This window comes from Mixta sp. BE291, from assembly GCF_031457955.1.
GTDB lineage: Bacteria > Pseudomonadota > Gammaproteobacteria > Enterobacterales > Enterobacteriaceae > Mixta.
In genome coordinates, this window is the sequence record NZ_JAVDXN010000007.1 from 156,412 (window position 1) to 181,321 (window position 24,910).

Sequence of the window (24,910 nt, forward strand, 5' to 3'; positions counted from 1 at the left end):
CGGGTCTCAGCCAAGGCGGCGATAAAACCACTCGGTTAAACGCGCGCCTGGGCGGCAACATCAGGCGTTCCATCCGCCTTCAGGATGCCTGTGTGCCGCCGCATTGCACCCGCTCACTTCCGTGCTTTTACCTGTGCCACAAAAATGACAAAAAGAGTAAAAATTTTCGCTTAGGGAGTTTTGCTTCCCATTAACAGACAGGTTAGGATTCATCGCCGTAAATTCGCTATGTCGCCACATTACAAGACCCAGATCTATAGCGAATTTATCCCTTTACCTCTTTATGCCGCAATCGTTTGGTTATGACGAGGCAAAGCGGGCAGAGCGGACAGGCGCTCGTTTATCGGACAGGACAACAGGAAAGGCAATGAAAGCAACCAAGAAAACGGCAGCGGATCAACACGCTGCCAGAAGACGCTGGCTGAATTCACATGATGCTGGCTATGACAAGGCGATGGGCAATCGTCAGGTACAGATGATCGCTATCGGCGGCGCAATAGGAACCGGACTGTTTCTCGGTGCTGGTGCGCGCTTACAGGCAGCAGGTCCGGCGCTGGCGCTGGTTTATCTGGTCTGTGGTATTTTTTCTTTCTTTATTTTGCGTGCGCTTGGCGAGCTGGTGCTGCACCGACCCTCCAGCGGCAGCTTTGTTTCCTATGCGCGTGAGTTTTTAGGTGAGAAAGCCTCTTACGTCGCGGGCTGGATGTATTTTGTGAACTGGGCGATGACCGGTATCGTCGATATCACCGCCGTGGCGCTTTATATGCATTATTGGGGCGCTTTTGGCGACGTACCGCAATGGGTGTTTGCGCTGGGGGCGCTGGCGATTGTCGGCACGATGAACTTGATTGGCGTGAAATGGTTCGCGGAAATGGAGTTCTGGTTTGCACTGGTGAAGGTGTTGGCGATCGTGATTTTCCTGGTTGTCGGCGTGGTATTTCTCGGCAGCGGTAAACCGCTGGATGGCAATGCGACCGGCTTCCATCTGATCACGGATAATGGCGGCATGTTCCCGCATGGGCTGTTACCGGCGCTGGTGCTGGTGCAGGGCGTGGTGTTCGCCTTTGCATCAATTGAACTGGTGGGGATCGCCGCAGGCGAATGTAAAGAGCCGAAAAAGGTGCTGCCGAAAGCGATTAACAGCGTTATCTGGCGTATCGGTTTGTTTTATGTCGGTTCGGTGGTGCTGTTGGTGCTGCTGCTGCCGTGGAACGCCTATCAGGCCGGTCAAAGCCCGTTTGTGACCTTTTTCTCGAAGCTGGGCGTGCCTTATATTGGCAGCATTATGAACATCGTGGTGCTGAGCGCCGCGCTTTCCAGTCTGAACTCTGGTCTTTACTCCACTGGCCGTATTTTGCGCTCCATGTCGATGGGCGGATCCGCGCCGCGGGCGTTGTCAAAAATGAGCGGCCAGCAGGTGCCTTACGCCGGGATTCTGGTTACGCTCGCCGTTTACGTGGTCGGCGTGGTGCTGAACTATTATGTTCCGTCGCAGGTGTTTGAAATCGTTCTTAACATCGCCTCGCTGGGCATTCTTTCTACCTGGGCATTTATTATTGTTTGCCAGATGCGTCTGCGTAAGGCGATCAAGGAAGGTAAAGCGGAAGATGTCAGCTTTAAATTGCCAGGCGCGCCGGTGACCTCATGGCTGACGCTGCTGTTCCTGGTAAGTGTGCTGGTGTTAATGGCGTTTGACTATCCTAACGGCACCTTTACCGTGGCTGCGCTGCCGCTGATCGCCCTGGTGCTGGTTCTCGGTTGGTTTGGCGTGCGTAAGCGCGTACATGCGGTCGCGATGACTGAACATGACGATGTTCATCACGCCGCGCCGTTAGAAGAAGAGCATTCTAAATAAGCGTTTAACGGCGGACGACCAACCATCGCCCGCCGTTTCTTAATTGCCCATCTTGTTTTGCAAATACCAGACCGCCGCTTCCACCCGCGATTTCAGCTGTAATTTCTTCAGCAGATGTTTTACATGAACTTTTACCGTGCTTTCGGTGATATTAAGCTTCCGCGCGATGGTTTTATTCGGCAGGCCGCGGGCAATTTGCCGCAGGATATCCTGCTCCCGGCGGGTAAGTTGTTGCAGGTCGCGTTGCGTGGCAGGCGGTGTTTCGCGCAGGCTGCTAATCAGCACCGAGGTCAGCGTCTCGCTTAAGACTAACTGACCAGCCGCGGCCTGATGCAGCGCGGTCAGCAGCTCTTCGGGCTCCATATCTTTCAGCAGATAGCCATCTGCGCCGCGCTTCAGGGCGCTTACCACATCTTCTTCATCATTCGACACCGTAAACACCACGATGCGTCCCGACAGATCGATGCGGCGTAAAAGATCGAGCGTTTCCAGCCCGTTGGTGCCCGGCATATTTAAATCCAGTAAAATCAAATCGGGATCGAGCTGCTCAGCCAGCGCTAAACCCTGTTCGCCATTGCCTGCTTCGGCGATCACCTTTAACTGCGAATCAAGACTAATCAGCTGCTTAACGCCGTTACGCAACATCGGATGATCGTCAATCAAAAGGATAGTGGCGGCGTCATCATGCATCGTCATACTGGCTCCGGTTCATCATGGTGTTGGCAGCATCTGCAACACTGCACAAAGCGTAACGAAAGCCGGTTAGTAAGAAAACAGGCCTGTCGTCAGCGATTTCTCATTATTTTTAAGTTATGTCTTATACCTCTAAAGAGGTAGGTGAAGTAAATCAGAGGGATTCAAAACCCTTTATTAACATGAGTATTAGCTTTTAATTAACTGTTTTTATTAAATTTGTGCCGATAGCAGACACTACTCATTTAGTGGTTAAGACACAATTGCCGAGTGAAACTAACTGCCGCCCCGTTGATTTATGTCAACTCCGTATCGCCGATCACCAGGCAGGATGTGCGCAGTTTTCATTCCATCCTCGGGGTTATTATGTCAAATTTAGCCACGCCGTCAGAGAAAAAAGCATCGGGTGCCGTTATTCAACACTGGCAACCGGAAGATGCGGAATTCTGGCAGCAAAGCGGTAAACGTATCGCAAGTCGTAATTTATGGATCTCTGTTTTTTGTCTGTTGCTGGCATTCTGCGTCTGGATGCTGTTTAGCACCGTTGCCGTTAACTTAAATAAAGTCGGTTTTAACTTTACAACCGATCAGCTTTTTCTGCTGACGGCTTTACCTTCTGTTTCCGGCGCGCTGCTGCGCGTGCCTTACTCCTTCGTGATTCCCATGTTCGGCGGACGCCGCTGGACCGCTTTCAGCACCGGTTTCCTGCTGGTTCCCTGTTTGTGGCTCGGCTTTGCCGTACAGAATCCGCAAACGCCTTTCGCCGTATTTGTGGTGATTTCTTTGCTTTGCGGCTTTGCTGGCGCCAACTTTGCCTCAAGTATGGGAAATATCAGCTTCTTTTTCCCGAAAGCACAGCAGGGCGGCGCGCTGGGGATTAATGGCGGCCTTGGCAACCTGGGCGTTAGCGTTATGCAGCTGCTGGCACCCCTGGCTATCTCCATGGCGATTTTCGGCTATTTCGGTAGCCAGGGTCAGGTCACCAGCGACGGCAGTGAGATATGGCTGGAAAACGCCGCCTGGATTTGGGTGCCGCTGCTGCTTATCGCCACGCTTGCCGCCTGGTTCGGCATGAATGACCTTGCAGCGTCCAAAGCTTCCCTGCGTCAACAGCTGCCAGTATTGAAACGTGCGCACCTGTGGGGGCTGAGTCTGCTTTATCTGGCAACCTTTGGTTCGTTTATCGGCTTTTCCGCTGGCTTTGCCATGCTGTCGAAAACGCAGTTCCCGGATATCGTGATCATGAAGTACGCCTTCTTTGGGCCGCTGCTGGGCGCGCTGGCTCGCTCTGCGGGCGGGGTGATTTCTGACCGCTTTGGCGGGGTGCGCGTTACGCTGATTAACTTTATCGCGATGGCGATATTTACCGCGTTACTGTTTTTGTCGCTGCCTGCGGAAGGGGAAAGCGGTTCGTTCCCGCTGTTCTTCGGCATCTTTATGGTGCTGTTCTTAACCGCCGGGTTAGGCAGCGGCTCGACCTACCAGATGATTGCGGTGATTTTCCGTAAGATCACCTGGGATAGCGTGAAAGCGCGTGGCGGCAGCGATCAGCAGGCGCAGCAGGAAGCGGTGACCGATACGGCAGCAGCGCTGGGCTTTATTTCCGCCATCGGCGCGGCAGGCGGCTTCTTTATTCCGCAAACCTTCGGGATTTCACTGGCGATGACCGGGTCTCCGGCTGGCGCAATGAAAATCTTCCTGGCGTTCTACGTGGTTTGCATTTTGATTACCTGGTTAGTTTACGGTCGGAAGGCCGCACGCTAATCGTAAAAACCGGTTTTGTCGTCAGGGCAAAGCCGGTTTTTTTATGGTTTCTCTCGCACTCTACTCCTAAATAGCTAACAGCCGAAAAAAATAACGCTTAAGTCAGGTTTTCTGAGATTTATCCATTTAAATGATGAAGTTAGGTTAAGGCGAGGATTACTACTTAAGGAGTAAACAGGGTGGCGGAAGGAACCGCTTCGCCGTGCTGACTTGATCGCAATCAAGCGGCCGGAGCGATCAGCTCAGTAGGCTGACGCTCACACCATACGCAATGTCGTTTAGCCATTTATAACAACACCGAGCCTTCAGGAGAATTCCGGATGAGCAAATTTCTGGATCGGTTTCGCTATTTCAAACAATTAGCCGAACCATTTGCTGGTCAACACGGCCAGACACTTAACACTAACCGGGACTGGGAAGATGGTTACCGCAGCCGCTGGCAGCATGACAAAATCGTGCGCTCTACGCACGGCGTTAACTGCACCGGTTCCTGTAGCTGGAAGATCTACGTCAAAAACGGTCTGGTCACTTGGGAAACGCAGCAAACCGACTATCCACGTACCCGTCCCGATCTGCCTAACCATGAACCACGCGGCTGTCCTCGCGGCGCCAGCTACTCATGGTATTTATATAGTGCCAATCGCCTGAAATATCCACTGATGCGCAAGCGTTTGGTGAAATTATGGCGCGAAGCGAAAGCACAACATAGCGATCCGGTTGATGCCTGGGGTTCCATCATCAACGATGCTGAGAAAGCCAAAAGCTATAAAGTGGCGCGTGGACGCGGCGGGTTTGTGCGCTCCAGCTGGCAGGAAGTGAATGAGCTTATCGCCGCTGCCAACGTGTATACCGCAAAAACCTTCGGGCCAGACCGCATTATCGGTTTCTCTCCGATTCCAGCGATGTCGATGGTCTCTTACGCCGCAGGCGCACGTTACCTGTCTCTGATTGGCGGCACCTGTCTGAGCTTCTATGACTGGTACTGCGATTTGCCGCCCGCTTCGCCAATGACCTGGGGCGAGCAGACCGACGTACCGGAATCCGCTGACTGGTATAACTCTTCCTATATTATCGCCTGGGGTTCTAACGTGCCGCAGACGCGTACGCCGGATGCCCACTTCTTTACCGAAGTGCGCTACAAAGGCACCAAAACCGTCGCGGTGACGCCGGACTACGCGGAAGTCGCCAAGCTGTGCGATCTCTGGCTGAATCCGAAACAGGGTACCGACAGCGCCATGGCGCTGGCGATGGGCCATGTCATGCTGAAAGAGTTCCATCTCGATCGCGAAGTGCCTTATTTCCGCGACTATGTGCGTCGCTACACCGATATGCCGATGCTGGTCATGCTGGAACCGCGTGAAGAAGGCTATTACGCGGCCGGTCGTATGCTGCGCGCCAGCGATCTGGTGGATAACCTTGGCCAGGAAAATAACCCGGAATGGAAAACCATCGCGCTTGATAGCCTGAGCGGTGAGCTGGTGGCACCGCTGGGTTCTATCGGTTATCGCTGGGGCGAAGAGGGTAAATGGAACCTGGAAGCGCGTGAAGGCGGTTCGCAGCGTGACGTTGAGCTGCAGCTAAGCCTGCTGGGCAGCCATGATGAAGTTGCGGACGTTGGTTTCCCTTACTTCGGCGGTATCGAAAGCGAACATTTCAACAGCGTGGCGCTGGATGAAATTATGCTGCACAAACTACCGGTTAAACGCCTCAAACTGGCCGACGGCAGCGAAGCATTAGTCGCCAGCGTTTATGACCTGACTTTGGCTAACTACGGCCTCGATCGTGGCCTGGAAGATGCCAACTGCGCAGCCAGCTACGATGAGATCAAAGCGTACAGCCCAGCCTGGGCAGAGAAAATCACCGGCGTATCACGTCAGCAGATTATTCGTATCGCACGCGAATTTGCGCAAAACGCCGAGAAAACGCACGGTCGTTCCATGATCATCGTTGGCGCCGGTATGAACCACTGGTTCCATATGGATATGAACTACCGCGGGCTGATCAATATGCTGGTGTTCTGCGGCTGCGTCGGTCAGAGCGGCGGCGGCTGGGCACACTATGTGGGCCAGGAAAAGCTGCGTCCGCAAACCGGCTGGACGCCGCTGGCCTTCGGCCTCGACTGGCAACGTCCGCCGCGTCATATGAACGGCACCTCTTTCTTCTATAACCACTCCAGCCAGTGGCGTCATGAAACGGTCGAAACGTCAACCCTGCTGTCGCCGCTGGCGGACAAAGCGCGTTTCCAGGGCAGCCTAATCGATTTCAACGTGCGCGCTGAACGTATGGGCTGGCTGCCGTCTGCGCCGCAGCTTTCGGTTAACCCGCTGCATATTGCCGCCAAAGCGCAGGCTGCCGGTCAGACGCCTGTCGACTACACCGTTGACAGCCTGAAGCAAGGCTCGCTGCGTTTTGCTGCCGAACAGCCTGATAACCCACAGAACTTCCCGCGTAACCTGTTTGTCTGGCGTTCTAACCTGCTGGGCTCTTCCGGTAAAGGCCACGAATATATGCTGAAGTACCTGCTGGGTACGGAAAATGGTATTCAGGGCAAAGACCTCGGTGAGCAGGGCAGCGTTAAGCCGCAGGAAGTGGAATGGCAGGATAACGGCGGTGAAGGCAAACTGGATCTGGTGGTAACGCTCGATTTCCGTATGTCCAGCACCTGTCTCTATTCCGATATCGTGCTGCCAACGGCGACCTGGTATGAAAAAGACGACATGAATACTTCGGATATGCATCCGTTTATTCATCCGCTTTCTGCCGCCGTTGATCCCGCCTGGGAAGCAAAAAGCGACTGGGAAATCTATAAAGGCATCGCCAAAAGCTTCTCTGAAGCCTGCCAGGGTCACCTCGGCAAAGAGACCGACGTGGTGACGCTGCCGATGCAGCATGACTCCGCCGCCGAACTGGCGCAGCCGTTTGGCGTGAAAGAGTGGAAGAAAGGCGAATGCGATCTTATTCCAGGCAAAACGGCGCCGCATATCATTACCGTTGAACGTGACTATCCGGCGACCTGGGAGCGCTTTACCTCGGTAGGGCCGCTGCTGGATAAGCTGGGCAACGGCGGTAAAGGCATCAGCTGGAATACGCAGACCGAAGTCGATCTGTTGAAAAAGCTTAACTACGTTAAGCAAGAGGGCCCGGCTGCCGGTCGTCCCAACATCGACAGCGCTATCGACGCGGCGGAAATGATCCTCGCGCTGGCGCCCGAAACCAACGGTCACGTAGCGGTAAAAGCATGGGGCGCGCTGAGTAAAATCACCGGGCGCGACCATACCCATCTGGCGTTGAACAAGGAAGAGGAAAAAATCCGCTTCCGCGATATTCAGGCGCAGCCGCGTAAAATTATCTCCAGCCCGACCTGGTCTGGTCTGGAAGATGAACATGTCTCCTATAACGCCTGTTACACCAACATTCATGAACTGATTCCGTTCCGTACGCTGAGTGGTCGTCAGCAGCTTTATCAGGATCACGAATGGATGCGCGCCTTCGGTGAAAGCCTGCTGGTTTATCGTCCGCCGGTTGATACGCGCGCCGTACAGCCGCTGCTGAATAAAAAGCCGAACGGTAACCCGGAAAAAGCGCTCAACTTCCTGACGCCGCACCAGAAATGGGGCATCCACTCTACCTACAGCGACAACCTGCTGATGCTGACGCTGTCGCGCGGCGGGCCGATTGTCTGGATGAGCGAAGAAGATGCGAAAGATCTGGGCATTAAAGATAACGACTGGATTGAAGCGTTTAACGCTAACGGCTCTCTGACGGCGCGTGCCGTGGTCAGCCAGCGTGTCCCTGCCGGTATGACCATGATGTACCACGCGCAGGAACGCATTGTGAATATTCCGGGTGCGGAAATCACCGGCCAGCGTGGCGGTATTCACAACTCAGTGACGCGCGTTTATCCGAAACCGACGCATATGATTGGCGGCTATGCGCAGCTGGCCTACGGCTTCAACTACTACGGTACCGTAGGTTCGAATCGTGATGAGTTTGTGGTGGTAAGAAAAATGAACAATGTCAATTGGTTAGATGGCGAAGGCAACGACGAGTGCCAGGGTTCCCGTCAGGAGGCTCAGCAATGAAAATTCGTTCGCAAGTCGGCATGGTGTTAAACCTCGACAAATGCATCGGCTGCCATACCTGTTCGGTCACCTGTAAGAACGTCTGGACCAGCCGCGAGGGCATGGAATATGCCTGGTTTAATAACGTAGAAAGCAAACCGGGCGTCGGCTATCCGCGCGCCTGGGAAGATCAGGAAAAATGGAAGGGCGGCTGGATCCGTAAAATCAACGGGCAGCTGCAGCCGCGCATGGGTAGCCGCGTCGGTCTGCTCTCTAAAATCTTCGCCAACCCCGATGTACCGGGGCTGGATGATTACTACGAGCCGTTTGACTTCGATTATCAGCATCTGCACAACGCGCCTGCGGGCAAACATCAACCGATCGCGCGTCCTCGCTCGCTGATTACCGGCCAGCGGATGAAAAAAATCGAAAACGGCCCGAACTGGGAAGAGATTCTCGGCGGTGAGTTTGAGAAACGCTCGAAGGATAAAAACTTCGATAACATCCAGAAAGAGATGTACGGCCAGTTCGAAAACACCTTCATGATGTATCTGCCGCGCCTGTGCGAACACTGTCTGAATCCGGCCTGTGTCGCCACCTGTCCGAGCGGCGCCATCTATAAGCGTGGGGAAGATGGCATTGTGCTGATCGATCAGGACAAATGTCGCGGCTGGCGTATGTGCCTGACCGGCTGCCCGTATAAGAAAATCTATTTCAACTGGAAAAGCGGCAAGTCAGAAAAATGTATTTTCTGCTATCCACGTATCGAAGCCGGTCAGCCAACCGTATGTTCAGAAACCTGCGTAGGCCGCATCCGTTATCTGGGCGTGCTGCTGTACGACGCGGATCGTATCGAACAGGCGGCATCGGTAGAGAATGAGCAGGATCTCTATCAAAGCCAGCTGGATGTTTTCCTTGATCCGAACGATCCAGCTGTTATCGCGCAGGCGCTGAAAGATGGCATCCCGCAGAGCGTCATCGACGCGGCGCAGAAATCGCCGGTTTATAAAATGGCGATGGACTGGAAGCTGGCGCTGCCGCTGCATCCTGAATATCGTACGCTGCCGATGGTTTGGTACGTGCCGCCATTATCGCCAATTCAGTCAGCCGCCGATGCAGGCGTGCTGGATCAGCAGGGCGTACTGCCGAACGTGGAAAGCCTGCGTATTCCGGTGCAGTACCTGGCTAATCTGCTGACCGCTGGCGATACCGCGCCGGTGCTGTTGGCGCTGAAACGTATGCTGGCAATGCGTCACTACAAGCGTGCGGAAAGCGTGGATGGCGTGGTAGATACCAGCGCGCTGGAGCAGGTAGGTCTGACAGAAGCTCAGGCGCAAGAGATGTATCGCTACCTGGCGATTGCCAACTATGAAGATCGCTTTGTCATTCCTTCCAGCCATCGTGAACTGGCACGCGAGGCGTTCCCGGAAAGCAAAGGCTGCGGCTTTACCTTTGGTGATGGCTGCCACGGCAGCGACGGCAAATTTAACCTGTTTAATACACGCCGCATTGATGCGATTGATATCACGCGGAAAACCGAAAACCGGGAGGATGCCTCATGATGGCGCTAAAAATTATTGGCCGCCTGTTGGATTATCCCGATCGGGCGCTGTTCGATCATCAGCAAGAGCTGGAGGAGGCGCTGGCCTCCGCCAGCGAGCTAAACGAGCAACAGCGTGCGCAGCTGCTGGCCGTGGTGCGCGATTTCAGCGCCCGGCCGCTGCTCGATCTGCAGGCGGATTACTGTGAGCTGTTCGATCGTGGACGCGCGACCTCGCTGCTGCTGTTTGAACATGTTCACGGTGAATCCCGCGATCGCGGCCAGGCGATGGTCGATCTATTGGAACAGTACCGCACTGCCGGCCTGGAGCTGGACAGCCGCGAGCTGCCGGATTTCCTGCCGCTTTATCTGGAATACCTCAGCAGCCGCAGCCCGGAGGCCGCGCGCGAAGGGTTAGTAGATGTAGCGCCGATTCTGGCGTTGCTAAGCGCACGTCTGCGGCAGCGCAACAGCCGCTGGGCCGATCTGCTCGACGTGCTGCTGGTGCTTTCCGATAGCGGCGTTGTTGCCGATGCGCTGGAGCCACAGATTGCCCAGGAAGCGCGCGATGATACGCCGCAGGCGCTGGATGCGGTCTGGGAAGAGGAGCAAATCCGCTTCCTGGGTGAACAGGGCTGCGCGTCAGCACAACAGGACGCGCATCAGCGCCGCTTTGCCGGTGCCGTTGCGCCACAGTATCTGGATGTGGCGCAAGCCACCACAGGAATGACAGGACGCTGATCATGCAATTCTTGAATCTGTTTTTCTTTAATATCTATCCTTATCTGGCCGGTACGGTTTTCCTGGTCGGCAGCTGGTTACGTTACGATTACGGGCAATACAGCTGGCGCGCAGGCTCCAGCCAGATGTTGGATAAAAAAGGGATGCGTCTGGCATCTAATCTGTTTCATATCGGTATTATCGGCATCTTTTTCGGTCATTTGGTGGGCATGTTGACGCCGCACTGGATGTACGAATCTTTCCTGCCGATTGCCGCGAAACAGCAGCTGGCGATGGTGGCTGGCGGTATCTGCGGCGCAATGACGCTTATTGGCGGCGGTCTGCTGCTGAAACGCCGTCTGACTAATCCGCGCGTACGTGCTACCAGCAGCACCGGAGACATTTTGATCCTGACGCTGCTGGTGGCTCAGGCAACGCTTGGTCTGCTGACTATTCCTTTCTCTGCTCACCACATGGACGGCAGCGAAATGATGAAACTGGTCGGCTGGGCGCAGGCGGTCGTAACGTTCCATGCTGGCGCGGCGGCTCACCTGGAAGGCGTGGCGCTGATCTATAAAGTTCACATGGTGCTGGGCATGACGCTGTTCCTGCTGTTTCCGTTCTGCCGTCTGGTGCATATCTGGAGTGCGCCGGTTGAGTATCTGACCCGTCGTTATCAGCTGGTGCGTAACCGCCACTGATAATCCCTGTCGCAGGTCATTTGGCCTGCGACATCTTTACTCGCGCTTCTCTACAGTGTCCCCTTGTTTACCCACATAATTCAGATAGTTTTCTCGTTCCGGCAGTTCTATGATGACAGGCTCCCTGTTAACCTTTGGAGACGTTATGCCCGCCTGTATCAAGCTGATCAAAGATAAGCTGCTGTCAGATAACTGGTTTGTTTTACGTAATTATACCTACGAACTTACCACCAACAGTGGTGAAACGCTGCGTCACAAGCGCGAGGTATACGATCGCGGTAACGGTGCCACCATCCTGCTTTATAATCGTGCAAAGAATAGCGTGGTGCTGATCCGCCAGTTTCGTATGGCAACATTTGTTAATGGTAACCAGAGCGGTATGCTGATCGAAACCTGCGCCGGGCTGCTTGATAATGATTCGCCGGAAGATTGTATTCGTAAAGAGGCAATCGAAGAGACGGGTTATGCCGTTGGCAAAGTGGAAAAACTCTATGAGGCCTATATGTCGCCTGGCGGCGTAACGGAGCTGCTCCATTTCTTTGCCGCCGAGTATGATGAGTCCCAGCGGGATAATGCGGGCGGCGGTGTGGAAGATGAGTCAATTGAAGTGCTGGAGCTGCCTTTTCCCCAGGCGCTGGCGATGGTTAAAAGCGGTGAAATTTGTGATGGTAAAACCATTATGCTGCTGCAGTATGCCCAACAGGCCGGCTGGCTACACGCCTGAGGCGCTTAAGCTACTCTACTAAAAAAAGCACGTTGCCATATCTGATGAAGTGTTGCTGGCACGCCTGGTGCAAAATCCTGCGCTGCCAGCCGCCACATCATTCAAAAACGTTGAGCAGGCTGAAAATTTATCAGTAACGCTCTACGAGCTAACCGTTTAGAAATTATTCCTTGGGCGAATTCCAGCCGCAGTAAAAAAGCACCAAGGTGAGTATGGGAAGCAAGTAGAGAAGTAGGTTATGGCTTCCGCCAGGGAAGCCAAATTAAATGGCCTGTGAGTCGTCTACAAATAACGTTGGTTTCTAAAGAGTACCAGGGCAAACCATGTTATATAAATAATTTAACTCGTTCACCAACCAGCAGATGAATATTTAGCGTTAATTGTTTAATGATTTTTCGCTCACGCTTAATCGATAACATCATGACTTTCGATGTAATAAAAGTAAGGGGGGACGGGCTGGCAAAATATGCCCTGAATAATATCCCGAGCGTATAAAAGCACGAAAGATAAATAATTGAAAAGTATCTTGATAATCATGCGGTCGGGGCAGCAGTTGACATTTTTTTGTGACTTGAATCACAATTTTACCAACGGTTTCGCCTGTCAGCGGCTATTAATGCCATAACCTCTGTTTTTTCGCAGACAAAATAACGTAACCGAAGATGATTGTTCATTTGTTATGACCGTTTGATGATCTGATAACAGAGTCCGAGGAATCTGATTGAGATAAGCCGAGCGGCAAAGGATGATAAATCGTACCGTTAGGTTATCAACTCGGTTTTTCACCGGTTCCACGACTGTTTCCTTGTATGACCAGAGAAAGGCATGGTGAACCGCCGTCGTTGCGCTATCATCAATGAATTAATTTAGGGATTGGGTTATTAAATGCCTTACTGGATGAAATCGCTGTTGTTGCCTTTTCTTTTCATTGCCAGCGTGCAGGCGGCTCCGTTACAGAAAACATTTACCGACTGGCAGATCACCTGTAATAACCTTAATTATTGTGTGGCGCGTAATATCCCTGGTGAGAACGGTTTAGTGATGAGCCTTTCCCGCTACGCGGGCGTTAACGATCGTCCTTTGTTGCGCATTGACTATGGCAACCGCTATACCGGCGATCTCAAAGGGGCGGCGTTGCAGGATAACCTGCTGCTCGACCAGCAGCGTCTGCGTCCTGACTTCAAGCACTGGACGGTGGAACCTCATCATCTGGTGACCGCGCATCCTATCGCTATCGATGAGTTTCTGACGCAAATCATGGATGCCGATAATATTCAGGTAACCTGGCGTCCTCAGGCCACGATTTCATTACACGGGCTAAAAGCGGCGCTGCTGCTAATGGATGATATGCAGGGGCGTGTCGGCAGCCTCAGTGCCTGGGTTAAGCGCGGTAGCCGCAGCGTGTGGGATGTGCCGCCGGAACCTGCAGCGCCACTAACGCGTTTGCCTGACCGTCCCGCTGCGCCTTTAACAAGAGAAGAAACCACCGGCCTGATCGATTATGGCACCTGGCGCGTAAATGCCGATGAGTGTTCGCTCGACCCGATGCGCCGTGAAGTCAGCGTAGCGCCATTAACCGACAGCAAAGCTCTGCTGCTGGTGAGCTGCGAAATGGGCGCTTACAACATGATTAATTTAGCGTTTGAAGTTACCCGCACCCAGCCCTGGCAATCGCGTCGTCTGACGCTGTCGTTGCCTTTTTCCGCGCCCGGACACAGCGACAGGCAGCTGGAAATCATTAATGCGGAGTATGATGCAGCTAATGCACAGCTTTTTACCTATGCAAAAGGGCGTGGCCTCGGCGATTGCGGTATTGCCACGCGCTGGCAGTTTAATGGTCAGGAGTTTGGGCTGGCGGAGTATGCTGAAGAAAGAACCTGTGACGCCTGGCACGGCAGCGACGAATGGCCCACCCTCTGGGTAAGCCAGCGTCCATCGCCACCTGCCGCGGCGGAGCAACTATCCGCCAAATTACCTTAACGAATGGCCTGTACCTGAATCGGCGAACCTTTGTGATTGCCTGCCAGTTCAGTGACCAGGTCATTAACGCCATCGCTCATGGCGCGAAAACGCGTCAGATTAGTGCGGGTAACCACCACAAATACGCCGACGTTGTACTGCGGAATCATCGCCATATAGGTAATAAAACCGCCGCCGCCGCCGGTTTTTTGCATAATGCCTGGATGGCCGTTTTCTGGCGTCATATAGACCCAGCCCATGCCCAGCGCTTCTGCTTTGCCCGGTACATCCATGCCTTCTACTTTGGTTAACTGTTTACGTTGATAGATCAACGTTTGCAGGCGATCGATCTGTGGCGTACGCGTATTGATATCGGAATTCAAAAATTGCTGCATCCAGCGGCCCATATCTTCCGGCGTTGAATAGACGCCGCCGCTACCAATGGCTGCCAACGTATTACCGCATGGGCTGGCGCCGCGCTCCGGCACCATCAGACGTTTACACTGATCGGGAGAAGGCGTGAACGTGGTGTCCTTCATGCCCAGCGGACGCGTAACCAACTGACGAAACAGCGCCGGATAAGGCGTACCTGCCGCACGAGAAAGCGCATCCGCCAGTAAATCATAAGCAATATTAGAGTAGGCAGCGCGAACGCCAGGCGGCGTATTCAGCTGTGCTTTTTTCAGCCAGCCCCAGCGATCGGCTTTGGTCGGCCAGACAAAGACCGGACGTCCCGCTTTACCGCCGGGCTGCTCTCGCGGCAAACCGCTGGTATGGGTGGCAAGATGGATCAGACGCATCGGCTGCCCGGCATAATTGGGTACGCGCGCGCCGGGCGGCGCATAATTAGCCAGCGGATCATCCAGTTTTATTTGTCCCCGTTCCGCCATTTTAAGCATCACTTCGCTGGTCATGAGTTTGCTCAGCGAAGCAATACGAATTAACGAATCTTTTTGCGGACGCGTCTGGTTGCCAGGACGGGTTTCACCAAGGCTGGCAAAAACCCGTTGGTTACCATCAATGGCGACCAGCGCCATACCCGTAGCGGCGCTGCCATAGAAAATATGTTCAGCATAACGGTCGACAACTTGAGAAGCCAGAAGCGGATCGGACGAAGGCTGCGCCTGGCTGCGTAGCGGCAGCGTGGCAAAGAGAGCAGCCAGCAGATAAAAGCGAGTTTTCAACGGAGACAAATCCATCAGGTTTAACGGAAGGTAAATTATATTACCCGAAATAATTCATGTTGCAGCGAGGCGACGAGTCGGCAAATCTCCGGGCAGTAAATCGCTGGGATAAGCAGAAAAAGCCGATGCGTTGCAGCTTAACTATGACAGGTATAGTAATCGTTTTACTAACAACAGAAAGGGGAGAATAGAAGAAATTTTCGCATAATTGCGAAGCGTCTGGCCTGTGGCGGCCCGGTAGAATCATGAGCACCTGCAATTCCCTGACGATCAGCATCTTCCTGGCTGCATCGACACTAACGACCTCGCACTGTGGCGACGCTGTTTTATTTGAATTGTTAAGAAAAACGGCGAAAAATGCTTTCCGTTGTGTACCCTGTATGACCGTCGCGGTATCAGTAAACAATCAACGTATTGCTTATAGTTGCTGATTGCAGGCCAAAATGATCCTGAAACTTAAACCTTATGTTGGCAATAGAGTTCTCATTTTTAACCTCAAAGAAATCGAGGGAAATATGCATCGCCCAAATATCATGAACGGTAATGTCCAGTCCATTAATTCTATTCAGATCGCCAGCAAATAAAAGGCAGGGCAGTTCTATCGCGGGTGATGCTGAATTTTCTGTCATCGCTAAGCTCCGTTTAGCAACGTTGGTAACTAAGCCGCCGCAGCGAAGCAGCGGCAGATAAGTTGATATTACATCTCTTTATTTTCTTTGATATTCCAGCCCGCCGCTATTTCAGCGCCTTTGCCGCCTTTTTCCGTTTGTTCCCAGTATTGCTGGCGTATTCGGGCCGCCTGGAAATTATAGGTCATGTTAACCCGCTCGTTACCGCTGGTGCCGTTGTAAGTCAGGCCGGTTAACAGCACTTCCTCCAGAGTAATCCGCATATATTCTATCTGCGGATTACCCGCCTTACAGGCAGAGAGCTCAACTTTATTAATATGCTTGCCGCTGGAAAGGTAGCGCGCAATTGCCGGTGTGGCGCGATCGATCGGCGCATTCGCCGTCAGATCACGCCAGGTCACTTTGCCAGCGCCGCCGCCGCCGCCCGTTTGCATATTGCCCGGCTGACTGGCGCCCCAGCTAAAACCGGTAAGCGTAATCCACCCTTTATGATTAGCATCCTTTGCTTCTCCCTCTATATTTTCGATTTTCAAAAAAAGATCGATACTCATCCTTAACTCCTGTTACGTTGATTAACTACGGGGAATTGCGTCTGCCGTTCTCATTCCTGCGGGTTATAGATGTCGCAGAAAGCGCTGAAAAATATTTTCAGTGATATATTCGGTACGTCCATCCGGATAGTGCCATATTAACAGCGGGCGGTTATCTTTAGATACGCAATTGGCTGCGTCAGACATATCTTTAAAGCAAAGCAAATCGCTATCATGATCGGTGCCAGAATCTTTTTTGTATTCGGTTTGTAAAAAAAGAATAATATGGTTTTCAGGTGAATTAATAAACCCGTTCATTTCTTGCAGTTGTTGCTGATGATCTTTCCACCAGGATATTTTACCGTGTCTTGTTAATGGAAAGTTTTTTACAATCACAACCGCCAGGGTTTCACCCGGTCTATGCACGCCAATAATTTTTACTGGCAGTATTGATCGATACACTATAAATAGCAGAGTAGCTGCCAGGAGCGTGGTTAGAGATTTATATTTTATCATGACGGCCTATACGGGGTTTTTTTGTTAAAACAATATCGCTAATAAATGGTTTAAACGCATTGTTATTTATATGCTGGAGATAAAACCATATCCTGAAGATACGGAACTGGCGATAAAAATTATTGTTTATATCTTTTGCATCCAGGCCAAAATGATCCTGGATATGATATTTTATCGCTACGGTGAAACTGTCTTTATCGATCTGTAAACTTTCCAAACTAATATGGGTTGCCCAGGTATCATGAACCGTGATGCCTAAACCATTAAACCGGTCGGAAACGTCATCGAACCGGGGCAGCAGGGATTTCATTATTGAATCGTGTAAAGCTTTAAGTGCCGACTCAGGTAAAATTTTTCTTTCCCAGTCAATATAATTTTGAATCGTCTCTAAAATAACGTTAACGGAGCTCTGCATAGAACTATGCTCCGCCATCGCCTGGTCCAGCAGCGGATCGCTGAAAACGCTGCCGTTGCCGTACTGCATATGGGTAATCATGGTTCGCGCCAGACTCTTATAATTGCCATAAAATGAAAACATATCTGACAGATCGCGAAACTCATCAAACAAAATACGGGCGCGCTCTTCATGGTTGGGATGGGTATAGGGATCAACCCGCGCTGAGATATCGCGTAGGTGATATTGTTGGCGCAGCACCTCGGCGGAAAGGTCGCCATACTGCATATCGGGCGCACCGTAATCATCCATAGTATGTTGCGTGGCAAATAAAAGGCAGGGCAGTTTTATTGCGGGGGATAATAGCGTCTCAGCCATCGCGGAGGTCCTTTTAATTTTTATCCTTAGCGGGCAGGGTAGAACAGTGGAAAAACGGAAGGAAGGTAATCACAATAAAAGTGTGAGGCGTGCTGGGTTATTTTAGCTGTTAAGGTCAAAGAGCATGGTGTTAATAGTGAAGCAATTAACTGATTATAATTAAAGGTTTCATTTATTAACGCTGAGTATTTATGTTATACGCTATTATTATTTGTTATTTGCGCTGGCTTTACAAAAGGCGCGGCGGAAAAAGTATTTAAAGAGGTAGTTGGAATAACTAGACGGGCGGGAATGAACAGCTATTCAGCCGATAAAAAAGCACGCCCGGGGGCGTGCTTATGCTTAATTAACCTATTAATGCGGTTTCAACAGCGTTTCAGCATGGCTAACGATGTTTTCAACGGTAAAGCCAAACTCCGCAAACAGTTTATCTGCCGGAGCGGACTCGCCAAAGGTGGTCATGCCCACAATCGCGCCGTTCAGGCCAACATACTTGTACCAGTAATCAGCAATGCCCGCTTCTACCGCCACGCGAGCGCTTACGGTGGAAGGCAGAACCGATTCACGGTAAGCGACATCCTGTTTATCAAACAGGTCGGTTGACGGCATGGAAACCACGCGCACCTTATGCCCGGCACGCGTCAGTTTTTCCGCCGCGCCCAGGGTAATTTCCACTTCGGAACCGGTCGCGATCAGGATAACTTCCGGCGTGCCTTCGCTATCGCGCAGGATATAGCCGCCACGGGAGATATCCGCCAGCTGCTGCGGCGTACGCTCCGGCTGCATCAGGTTCTGGCGCGACAGGATCAGTGCGGTAGGGCCGTTATGGCGCTCAATCGCATGTTTCCACGCCACGGCAGTTTCTACCTGATCGCAAGGGCGCCAGGTGCTCATATTTGGCGTAAGACGCAGGCTGGCCAGCTGTTCAACCGGCTGGTGCGTCGGACCATCTTCGCCCAGGCCGATAGAGTCATGGGTATACACCATAATCTGTCGCGCTTTCATCAGCGCCGCCATACGTACCGCGTTACGCGCATACTCCACGAACATCAGGAAGGTCGCGGTATAAGGCACGAAGCCGCCATGATGCGCGATGCCGTTGGCAATCGCCGTCATGCCGAACTCGCGTACGCCGTAGTGAATATAGTTACCGGCCGCATCGTCTTTAATCGATTTTGAGCCTGACCAGATCGTCAGGTTACTGGGCGCCAGATCCGCTGAACCGCCAAGGAATTCCGGCAACAGCTTACCGTAAACTTCCAGCGCATTTTGCGACGCTTTACGACTGGCGATTTTGTTCGCATTCGCCTGCAGCTGCTCGATAAATTTCTGCGTTTCCTGCTGCCAGTTCTCCGGCATACCGCCGGTCATGCGACGGCTATATTCCGCAGCCAGCTCCGGGAAGGCCGCTTTATAAGCCGCGAATTTCTCGTTCCAGGCTTTTTCCTGCTGTTCGCCCGCCTGTTTAGCATCCCACTGCTGATAAATATCCTGTGGGATATCAAACGGTGCGTGGTTCCAGCCCAGCTGTTTACGCGTCAGCGCAATCTCTTCATCTCCCAGCGGCGCGCCGTGCGCATCTTCTTTACCCGCTTTGTTCGGCGAACCGAAGCCGATGATGGTGCGGCAGATAATCAGCGATGGCTTATCGGTCACGCTTTGCGCTTCCTTAATCGCCGCCGCAACTGCCTCAGGATCGTGACCGTCGATTTCGCTGATAACATGCCAGTTATAGGCTTCAAAACGCTGCGCGGTATCATCGGTAAACCAGCCTTCGGTCTCGCCATCGATAGAGATACCGTTGTGGTCATAGAAACCGATCAGCTTGCCAAGGCCCAGCGTACCCGCCAGCGAGCAAACTTCATGGGAAATACCTTCCATCAGGCAACCATCACCCATAAACACATAGGTGAAATGGTCAACGATGTCATGCTCGGGGCGGTTAAACTGCGCCGCCAGCGTGCGTTCGGCGATAGCCAGGCCCACAGCGTTCGCCAGGCCCTGTCCCAGCGGACCGGTGGTGGTTTCTACGCCCGGCGTATAGCCCAGCTCCGGGTGGCCCGGCGTTTTAGAGTGCAGCTGACGGAAATTTTTCAATTCCTCAATCGGCAGATCGTAGCCGGTCAGATGCAGCAAGCTATACAGCAGCATTGAACCGTGGCCGTTAGAGAGAATAAAACGGTCGCGGTCGGCCCATGCGGGATTGGTCGGATTATGTTTCAGGAAATCGCGCCACAGCACTTCGGCGATATCCGCCATGCCCATCGGCGCACCCGGGTGGCCTGATTTTGCTTTTTGTACCGCATCCATGCTTAGCGCACGAATCGCATTCGCCAGTTCTCTACGTGAGGACATGTTTTTCTCCCTTAAAGGAAAGAGTCGAAAGGATGAAAACGGGGCGAAAATTCGCCCCTGAATCAAACGTTAATGTGGCTGTTACAGCCGGGCCGCCAGCGTCTCTTCCAGTTTGATCTGGTCAGCGGCAAACTGACGGATGCCTTCAGAGAGTTTCTCTACCGCCATCGGATCCTGGTTATGTTCCCAACGGAACTCTGATTCAGAAAGCGGCGACGGCTCATGGAAGCCCTGCGTTGATGGCGTCAGTTTGCGTTCTACCGGCGCATCGCTGGACTGCAGATCCTGCAGCAGGTTAGGGGAAATCGTCAGGCGGTCGCAGCCGGCCAGCGCCAGGATCTGCTCGGTTTTACGGAAGCTTGCGCCCATGATGATGGTTTTATAGCGGTGCGATTTATAGTACTCGTAAATGGCACGCACCGATTTCACGCCCGGATCTTCATCCACGTTGTACGGGTCCATCGGCTGACGGGTGTTGTACCAGTCATAGATACGGCCCACAAACGGCGAAATCAGGAACACGCCCGCTTCGGCGCAGGCGCGTGCCTGGGCAAACGAGAACAGCAGCGTCAGGTTACAGTTGATGCCATTTTTCTCCAGCTCTTCTGCCGCGCGGATGCCTTCCCAGGTGGAGGCCAGTTTAATCAGAATGCGCGAGCGGTCGATGCCGTGGTCTTCATACATTCTTACCAGTTTTTCCGCTTTGGTGACGCACATGCCACGATCGAAGGAGAGGCGTGCATCCACTTCGGTCGAAACACGGCCCGGCACGCTTTTCAAAATTTCCATGCCGAGGTTCACAGCCACTTTATCGCTGGCGTTAATAATTTGCGTTTCTTTGCTGCCGCCCTGTTTTTTCGCGTATTCAATCGCATCATCAATCAGGTGCTTATAGGAGTCGAGTCCGGCGGCTTTCAGGATCAGAGAAGGGTTGGTGGTGGCGTCTTCAGGATTATAGTTACGAATGGATTCAATATCGCCGCTGTCCGCCACAACGGTGGTGAATTGTTTCAGTGCATCTAGCTGATTCATCTCTTAGCTCCTTGATAACCGAAGGGTAGTGCATTAAATGTGGGCAGGCGTGACCTGTTAAGCCCGATCCTTTATTTCAGACGAACCACATTGCACCAGCCGCCCCCCTGTGGAAATGCGTTTTCTCTGATTGTTGCAATGGGCTCATTCGATAGCGAGAGCCGCGTCAGCCGGGTTGCGGCCTGACGATGCTTAAAACTATGCCGATGTTTTATCGCTAGCGGCAGAATGCCACGCAGATAAAGCATGAACTTGATAACCCGTGCCTGTTATGCCGATCGGGGCACAACAGAAAATGCGTTGCCCGGCTGAAAACGTATGCGAGCCACTAAAAAGCATAGCAGAAGTAAAAAATATCGTGACCGCGCGCCTGGCGGTTAGCACGCCTGCGTACAGAGATGGCAATTCTTTGGTGCACCTCAAGTTTTTTCGCGGCGGCGCGCTCATATACTGCTCAGCTGATGTTTTATTACGCGTTATCAACCGAAGGAACCGACGATGGACGATCAACTCAAGCAGAGCGCGCTCGATTTTCACCAATATCCACAGCCGGGGAAAATACAGGTTTCTCCCACCAAGCCGCTGGCCACGCAACGCGATCTGGCGCTGGCCTATTCACCGGGCGTAGCGGCGCCCTGTCTGGAAATCGCGCAGGATCCGCTGGCGGCGCATAAATATACCGCACGCGGCAACCTGGTGGCTGTGATCTCTAACGGCACGGCGGTATTGGGGCTGGGAAATATTGGCGCGCTGGCAGGCAAGCCGGTGATGGAAGGCAAAGGCGTGCTGTTTAAAAAGTTCGCTGGCATTGATGTTTTCGATATTGAGGTGGACGAGCTGGATCCCGATCGGTTGATCAATATCATCGCTGCGCTTGAGCCGACGTTTGGCGGCATTAACCTGGAGGATATTAAAGCGCCGGAGTGTTTTTATATTGAGAAAGCGCTGCGTGAACGAATGAAAATCCCGGTGTTTCACGACGATCAGCACGGCACGGCGATTATCTGCACCGCTGCGGTGCTAAACGGGCTGCGCATCGTGAAGAAGAATATCTCCGATGTGAAGCTGGTGGTCTCCGGCGCGGGCGCTTCGGCGATCGCCTGCATGAATTTGCTGGTGGAGCTGGGCCTGCAGCGGCGCAATATCATTGTCTGCGATTCCAAAGGGGTGATCTGGCAGGGGCGCGAAGCGAATATGGCGGAGACCAAAGCGGCTTATGCCATTGCGGACAACGGTATGCGTCAGCTGGCCGAGGCGATTGTCGGTGCTGATATTTTTCTCGGCTGCTCTGGCCCGAGGGTGCTGACGCCGGAGATGGTGCAGGGCATGGCACCCAATCCGCTGATTCTGGCGCTGGCCAACCCGGAGCCGGAGATCCTGCCGCCGCTGGCGAAAGCGGTGCGTCCCGATGCGATTATCTGCACTGGCCGTTCCGATTTTCCTAATCAGGTTAATAATGTTCTCTGCTTCCCGTTTATTTTTCGCGGCGCGCTGGATGTGGGCGCGACGGCCATTAATGAAGCGATGAAGCTGGCGGCGGTTCATGCCATCGCCGAGCTGGCGCTGGCGGAACAGAGCGACGTGGTGGCTTCCGCTTATGGCGATCAGGAGCTGTCGTTCGGCCCGGACTATCTGATTCCTAAACCTTTTGATCCGCGTCTTATTGTGCAGATCGCGCCTGCGGTGGCGAAAGCGGCGATGGAATCAGGCGTGGCGACCCGACCGATCGACGATTTCGAGGCCTACCGCGAGAAGCTGACCGAGTTTGTGTATAAAACCAACCTGTTTATGAAGCCGGTGTTTGCCCAGGCGCGTAAAGAGCCGAAGCGGGTGGTGCTGGCGGAAGGGGAGGAGGCGCGCGTGCTGCACGCCACGCAGGAACTGGTTTCGCTGGGGCTGGCAAAACCGATTCTTATTGGTCGTCCCAACGTTATTGCTATGCGCCTGCAAAAGCTGGGACTGAAAATCGAGGCGGGCAAAGATTTTGAAGTGGTGAACAATGAATCCGATCCGCGTTTTAAAGCCTACTGGAGCGAATATCACCAGATGATGAAACGGCGCGGCGTCTCGCCTGAGCAGGCGCAGCGCGCGGTGATCGGCAACCCTACGCTGATTGGCGCGATTATGGTGCATCGCGGTGAAGCGGACGCCATGATTTGCGGCACCATCGGTGATTATCAGGAGCATTATGCGATAGTCGAGCGGGTGTTTGGTTTCCGTCCCGGCATCAACGTAGCGGGCGCGATGAATGCGCTGCTGTTGCCCAGCGGCAACACCTTTATTGCTGATACCTACGTTAATGAAGATCCTACGCCGGAGCAGTTGGCGGAGCTAACGATTATGGCGGCGGAAACCGTGCGACGCTTTGGCATTGAGCCTAAAGTGGCGCTGTTATCGCATTCCAGCTTTGGCACTTCTGATGCCCCGGCGGCACGTAAAATGCGCGAAACGCTGGCGCTGGTTAACGCCCGCGCGCCGGAACTGGAGATCGATGGTGAAATGCACGGCGACGCCGCGCTGGTAGAGAGCATTCGTCAGGATTTAATGCCCGACAGCCCATTAAAAGGCTCAGCTAACGTCCTGATTATGCCGAACGTCGAGGCGGCGCGAATCAGCTATAACCTGTTACGCGTCTCCAGCTCGGAAGGGGTTACCGTTGGACCGGTGCTAATGGGCATCGCGAAGCCGGTTCACGTGCTAACGCCTATTTCCTCGGTGCGGCGTATCGTCAATATGGTCGCGCTGGCGGTTGTCGAGGCGCAAACCCAGCCGCTATAGCTGTGTAGTTGAAGCCAAAGCACGGGGAGTGCAGGCAGAAGAGTAAAGCGTCCCGCGCCATGGATGGCGCGGGTCGAGCTGTCAGGGATGACGTCTTTTGCGTCTTTACGATCGGCCTGCACTCCCTGTGCGGGCACAAAGCTACTAGCTACTAGCCGACCAAACCTACTCCGGCAGCCACGCCTTAACCGGCAGAAAATCGCTATACAGCGCCGCCTCTGGCGAACCCGGCTGCGGCTGATAATCATACTCCCAACGCACCAGCGGCGGCATCGACATCAAAATCGACTCGGTGCGCCCGCCGGTTTGCAAACCAAACAGCGTCCCGCGATCCCACACCAAATTAAACTCCACATAACGGCCACGACGATAAAGCTGGAACTGACGCTCACGCTCGCCCCACGGCATCCCCTTGCGGCGCTGCACAATAGGCAAATAACCATCAAGAAAACCCTGGCCCACCGCGCGAGTAAACGCAAAACTACGCTCAAAATCAGGCGCATTCAGATCATCGAAAAACAGCCCGCCAATCCCGCGTTGCTCATTACGATGCTTAAGATAAAAATAGTCATCGCACCACTTTTTATAACGAGCATAAACATCCTCGCCAAACGGCTGACACAAATCAAAAGCGGTTTGATGCCAGTGAAGCGCATCCTCGGTAAAACCGTAAAACGGCGTTAAATCAAAACCACCGCCAAACCACCAAACTGGCTCGGCACCCGGCTTCTCGGCAATAAAAAAACGCACATTGGCGTGACTGGTTGGAATATAGGGATTCTCCGGGTGAATCACCAGAGAAACGCCCAGCGCCTCAAAACTGCGTCCGGCCAGCTCGGGGCGATGGGCAGTCGCCGAAGCGGGCATCTTATCGCCATGCACGTGGGAAAAATTCACGCCCGCCTGCTCAAACACCGCGCCTTCACGCAGCACGCGACTACGGCCGCCGCCGCCGCCAGCGCGCGTCCAGCTATCTTCCTGAAACTGCGCGCCGCCGTCTGCCAGTTCCAGCTGCTGACAAATCTCATCCTGTAACGCCAGCAGAAAGGCTTTTACCTGTTCAATATTGGGAGCATTCATATTCGCTTCACTATGTA

The 24,910-nt window shown here is 53.3% G+C and carries 18 protein-coding genes and 1 pseudogene; 10 read left to right on the plus strand and 9 right to left on the minus strand.

The window, feature by feature from the left end; all coding sequences use genetic code 11:
- Positions 1 to 367: 367 nt before the first annotated feature.
- Entirely contained in the window at positions 368 to 1,855 is a 1,488-nt protein-coding gene (ansP, locus tag J2X14_RS16755) for an L-asparagine permease (RefSeq protein ID WP_352412313.1), read from the plus strand.
- Positions 1,856 to 1,894: 39 nt separating this feature from the next.
- Here ansP and narL read toward each other — a convergent pair whose 3' ends face one another.
- Positions 1,895 to 2,545 carry a two-component system response regulator NarL gene (gene narL / locus J2X14_RS16760; protein WP_502890024.1) on the minus strand — a complete coding sequence of 217 codons (651 nt, stop codon included), beginning with the start codon at positions 2,543 to 2,545 and terminating at the stop codon, positions 1,895 to 1,897.
- Positions 2,546 to 2,914: 369 nt separating this feature from the next.
- Here narL and J2X14_RS16765 point away from each other — a divergent pair, with 369 nt between their 5' ends.
- The 8 genes and pseudogenes from J2X14_RS16765 (at position 2,915) to J2X14_RS16800 (ending at position 14,038) form a co-directional block, all read left to right on the plus strand.
- Positions 2,915 to 4,312 carry a NarK family nitrate/nitrite MFS transporter gene (locus J2X14_RS16765; RefSeq protein ID WP_352412315.1) on the plus strand — a complete coding sequence of 466 codons (1,398 nt, stop codon included), beginning with the start codon at positions 2,915 to 2,917 and terminating at the stop codon, positions 4,310 to 4,312.
- Positions 4,313 to 4,632: 320 nt separating this feature from the next.
- The gene (locus tag J2X14_RS16770; protein ID WP_352412316.1) at positions 4,633 to 8,394 is read left to right on the plus strand and encodes a nitrate reductase subunit alpha; all 3,762 of its coding nucleotides are present in this window, start codon (positions 4,633 to 4,635) and stop codon (positions 8,392 to 8,394) included.
- Complete coding sequence (gene narH, locus J2X14_RS16775; RefSeq protein WP_352412317.1) at positions 8,391 to 9,935, plus strand: nitrate reductase subunit beta; 1,545 nt, start codon at positions 8,391 to 8,393, stop codon at positions 9,933 to 9,935. The genes J2X14_RS16770 and narH overlap by 4 nt, the downstream gene beginning before the upstream one ends.
- Positions 9,932 to 10,654, plus strand: coding sequence for a nitrate reductase molybdenum cofactor assembly chaperone (gene narJ / locus J2X14_RS16780; RefSeq protein WP_352412318.1), 723 nt, complete (start codon positions 9,932 to 9,934; stop codon positions 10,652 to 10,654). Before narH ends, narJ begins: the two co-directional genes overlap by 4 nt.
- Before the next feature lie 2 nt (positions 10,655 to 10,656).
- Complete coding sequence (gene narI, locus J2X14_RS16785; protein WP_352412319.1) at positions 10,657 to 11,334, plus strand: respiratory nitrate reductase subunit gamma; 678 nt, start codon at positions 10,657 to 10,659, stop codon at positions 11,332 to 11,334.
- Between the two features lie 145 nt (positions 11,335 to 11,479).
- The gene (gene nudK, locus J2X14_RS16790; RefSeq protein ID WP_352412358.1) at positions 11,480 to 12,058 is read left to right on the plus strand and encodes a GDP-mannose pyrophosphatase NudK; all 579 of its coding nucleotides are present in this window, start codon (positions 11,480 to 11,482) and stop codon (positions 12,056 to 12,058) included.
- Positions 12,059 to 12,092: 34 nt separating this feature from the next.
- Positions 12,093 to 12,218 (plus strand): annotated as a pseudogene (locus J2X14_RS16795) (hypothetical protein); the annotation flags it as partial.
- A gap of 725 nt (positions 12,219 to 12,943) precedes the next feature.
- Positions 12,944 to 14,038 (plus strand): DUF1176 domain-containing protein, encoded by a 1,095-nt coding sequence (locus J2X14_RS16800; RefSeq protein ID WP_352412320.1) that lies wholly within the window; start codon positions 12,944 to 12,946, stop codon positions 14,036 to 14,038.
- Here the strand turns inward: J2X14_RS16800 and ampH are convergent.
- The 7 genes from ampH to tal all read right to left on the minus strand — a co-directional run bounded on the left by ampH (position 14,035) and on the right by tal (position 21,035).
- Positions 14,035 to 15,216 (minus strand): D-alanyl-D-alanine-carboxypeptidase/endopeptidase AmpH, encoded by a 1,182-nt coding sequence (gene ampH / locus J2X14_RS16805; RefSeq protein ID WP_502890022.1) that lies wholly within the window; start codon positions 15,214 to 15,216, stop codon positions 14,035 to 14,037. The genes J2X14_RS16800 and ampH overlap by 4 nt on opposite strands.
- A 380-nt stretch (positions 15,217 to 15,596) precedes the next feature.
- Positions 15,597 to 15,830 carry a DUF3289 family protein gene (locus J2X14_RS16810; protein ID WP_352412322.1) on the minus strand — a complete coding sequence of 78 codons (234 nt, stop codon included), beginning with the start codon at positions 15,828 to 15,830 and terminating at the stop codon, positions 15,597 to 15,599.
- Between the two features lie 68 nt (positions 15,831 to 15,898).
- Positions 15,899 to 16,381: an Hcp family type VI secretion system effector gene (locus tag J2X14_RS16815; RefSeq protein ID WP_352412323.1), complete on the minus strand. Its 483-nt coding sequence runs from the start codon at positions 16,379 to 16,381 to the stop codon at positions 15,899 to 15,901.
- A 63-nt stretch (positions 16,382 to 16,444) separates the two neighbouring features.
- Entirely contained in the window at positions 16,445 to 16,876 is a 432-nt protein-coding gene (locus J2X14_RS16820; protein WP_352412324.1) for a DUF943 family protein, read from the minus strand.
- Positions 16,863 to 17,648 carry a YPO3983 family protein gene (locus tag J2X14_RS16825; RefSeq protein WP_352412325.1) on the minus strand — a complete coding sequence of 262 codons (786 nt, stop codon included), beginning with the start codon at positions 17,646 to 17,648 and terminating at the stop codon, positions 16,863 to 16,865. Before J2X14_RS16825 ends, J2X14_RS16820 begins: the two co-directional genes overlap by 14 nt.
- Positions 17,649 to 18,002: 354 nt before the next feature.
- Positions 18,003 to 20,003 carry a transketolase gene (gene tkt, locus J2X14_RS16830; protein ID WP_352412326.1) on the minus strand — a complete coding sequence of 667 codons (2,001 nt, stop codon included), beginning with the start codon at positions 20,001 to 20,003 and terminating at the stop codon, positions 18,003 to 18,005.
- A gap of 81 nt (positions 20,004 to 20,084) precedes the next feature.
- The gene (tal, locus tag J2X14_RS16835; RefSeq protein WP_352412327.1) at positions 20,085 to 21,035 is read right to left on the minus strand and encodes a transaldolase; all 951 of its coding nucleotides are present in this window, start codon (positions 21,033 to 21,035) and stop codon (positions 20,085 to 20,087) included.
- A 498-nt stretch (positions 21,036 to 21,533) separates the two neighbouring features.
- Between tal and maeB the strand changes: the two genes are divergently transcribed.
- Positions 21,534 to 23,813 carry an NADP-dependent oxaloacetate-decarboxylating malate dehydrogenase gene (gene maeB / locus J2X14_RS16840; RefSeq protein ID WP_352412328.1) on the plus strand — a complete coding sequence of 760 codons (2,280 nt, stop codon included), beginning with the start codon at positions 21,534 to 21,536 and terminating at the stop codon, positions 23,811 to 23,813.
- Positions 23,814 to 23,978: 165 nt separating this feature from the next.
- On the opposite strand, the gene hemF is transcribed toward maeB, so the two are convergent.
- Positions 23,979 to 24,893 carry an oxygen-dependent coproporphyrinogen oxidase gene (gene hemF / locus J2X14_RS16845; protein WP_352412329.1) on the minus strand — a complete coding sequence of 305 codons (915 nt, stop codon included), beginning with the start codon at positions 24,891 to 24,893 and terminating at the stop codon, positions 23,979 to 23,981.
- Positions 24,894 to 24,910 lie beyond the last annotated feature (17 nt).

Coding starts and splice junctions, on each gene's coding strand:
- J2X14_RS16825 (WP_352412325.1), bottom strand. CDS start 17,648: ATGGCTGAGACGCTATTATCCCCCGCAATAAAACTGCCCTGCCTTTTA.
- hemF (WP_352412329.1), bottom strand. CDS start 24,893: ATGAATGCTCCCAATATTGAACAGGTAAAAGCCTTTCTGCTGGCGTTA.
- J2X14_RS16820 (WP_352412324.1), bottom strand. CDS start 16,876: ATGATAAAATATAAATCTCTAACCACGCTCCTGGCAGCTACTCTGCTA.
- ampH (WP_502890022.1), bottom strand. CDS start 15,216: ATGGATTTGTCTCCGTTGAAAACTCGCTTTTATCTGCTGGCTGCTCTC.
- tal (WP_352412327.1), bottom strand. CDS start 21,035: ATGAATCAGCTAGATGCACTGAAACAATTCACCACCGTTGTGGCGGAC.
- narI (WP_352412319.1), top strand. CDS start 10,657: ATGCAATTCTTGAATCTGTTTTTCTTTAATATCTATCCTTATCTGGCC.
- narH (WP_352412317.1), top strand. CDS start 8,391: ATGAAAATTCGTTCGCAAGTCGGCATGGTGTTAAACCTCGACAAATGC.
- J2X14_RS16800 (WP_352412320.1), top strand. CDS start 12,944: ATGCCTTACTGGATGAAATCGCTGTTGTTGCCTTTTCTTTTCATTGCC.
- J2X14_RS16810 (WP_352412322.1), bottom strand. CDS start 15,830: ATGACAGAAAATTCAGCATCACCCGCGATAGAACTGCCCTGCCTTTTA.
- maeB (WP_352412328.1), top strand. CDS start 21,534: ATGGACGATCAACTCAAGCAGAGCGCGCTCGATTTTCACCAATATCCA.
- narL (WP_502890024.1), bottom strand. CDS start 2,545: ATGCATGATGACGCCGCCACTATCCTTTTGATTGACGATCATCCGATG.
- J2X14_RS16770 (WP_352412316.1), top strand. CDS start 4,633: ATGAGCAAATTTCTGGATCGGTTTCGCTATTTCAAACAATTAGCCGAA.
- tkt (WP_352412326.1), bottom strand. CDS start 20,003: ATGTCCTCACGTAGAGAACTGGCGAATGCGATTCGTGCGCTAAGCATG.
- narJ (WP_352412318.1), top strand. CDS start 9,932: ATGATGGCGCTAAAAATTATTGGCCGCCTGTTGGATTATCCCGATCGG.
- J2X14_RS16815 (WP_352412323.1), bottom strand. CDS start 16,381: ATGAGTATCGATCTTTTTTTGAAAATCGAAAATATAGAGGGAGAAGCA.
- nudK (WP_352412358.1), top strand. CDS start 11,480: ATGCCCGCCTGTATCAAGCTGATCAAAGATAAGCTGCTGTCAGATAAC.
- ansP (WP_352412313.1), top strand. CDS start 368: ATGAAAGCAACCAAGAAAACGGCAGCGGATCAACACGCTGCCAGAAGA.
- J2X14_RS16765 (WP_352412315.1), top strand. CDS start 2,915: ATGTCAAATTTAGCCACGCCGTCAGAGAAAAAAGCATCGGGTGCCGTT.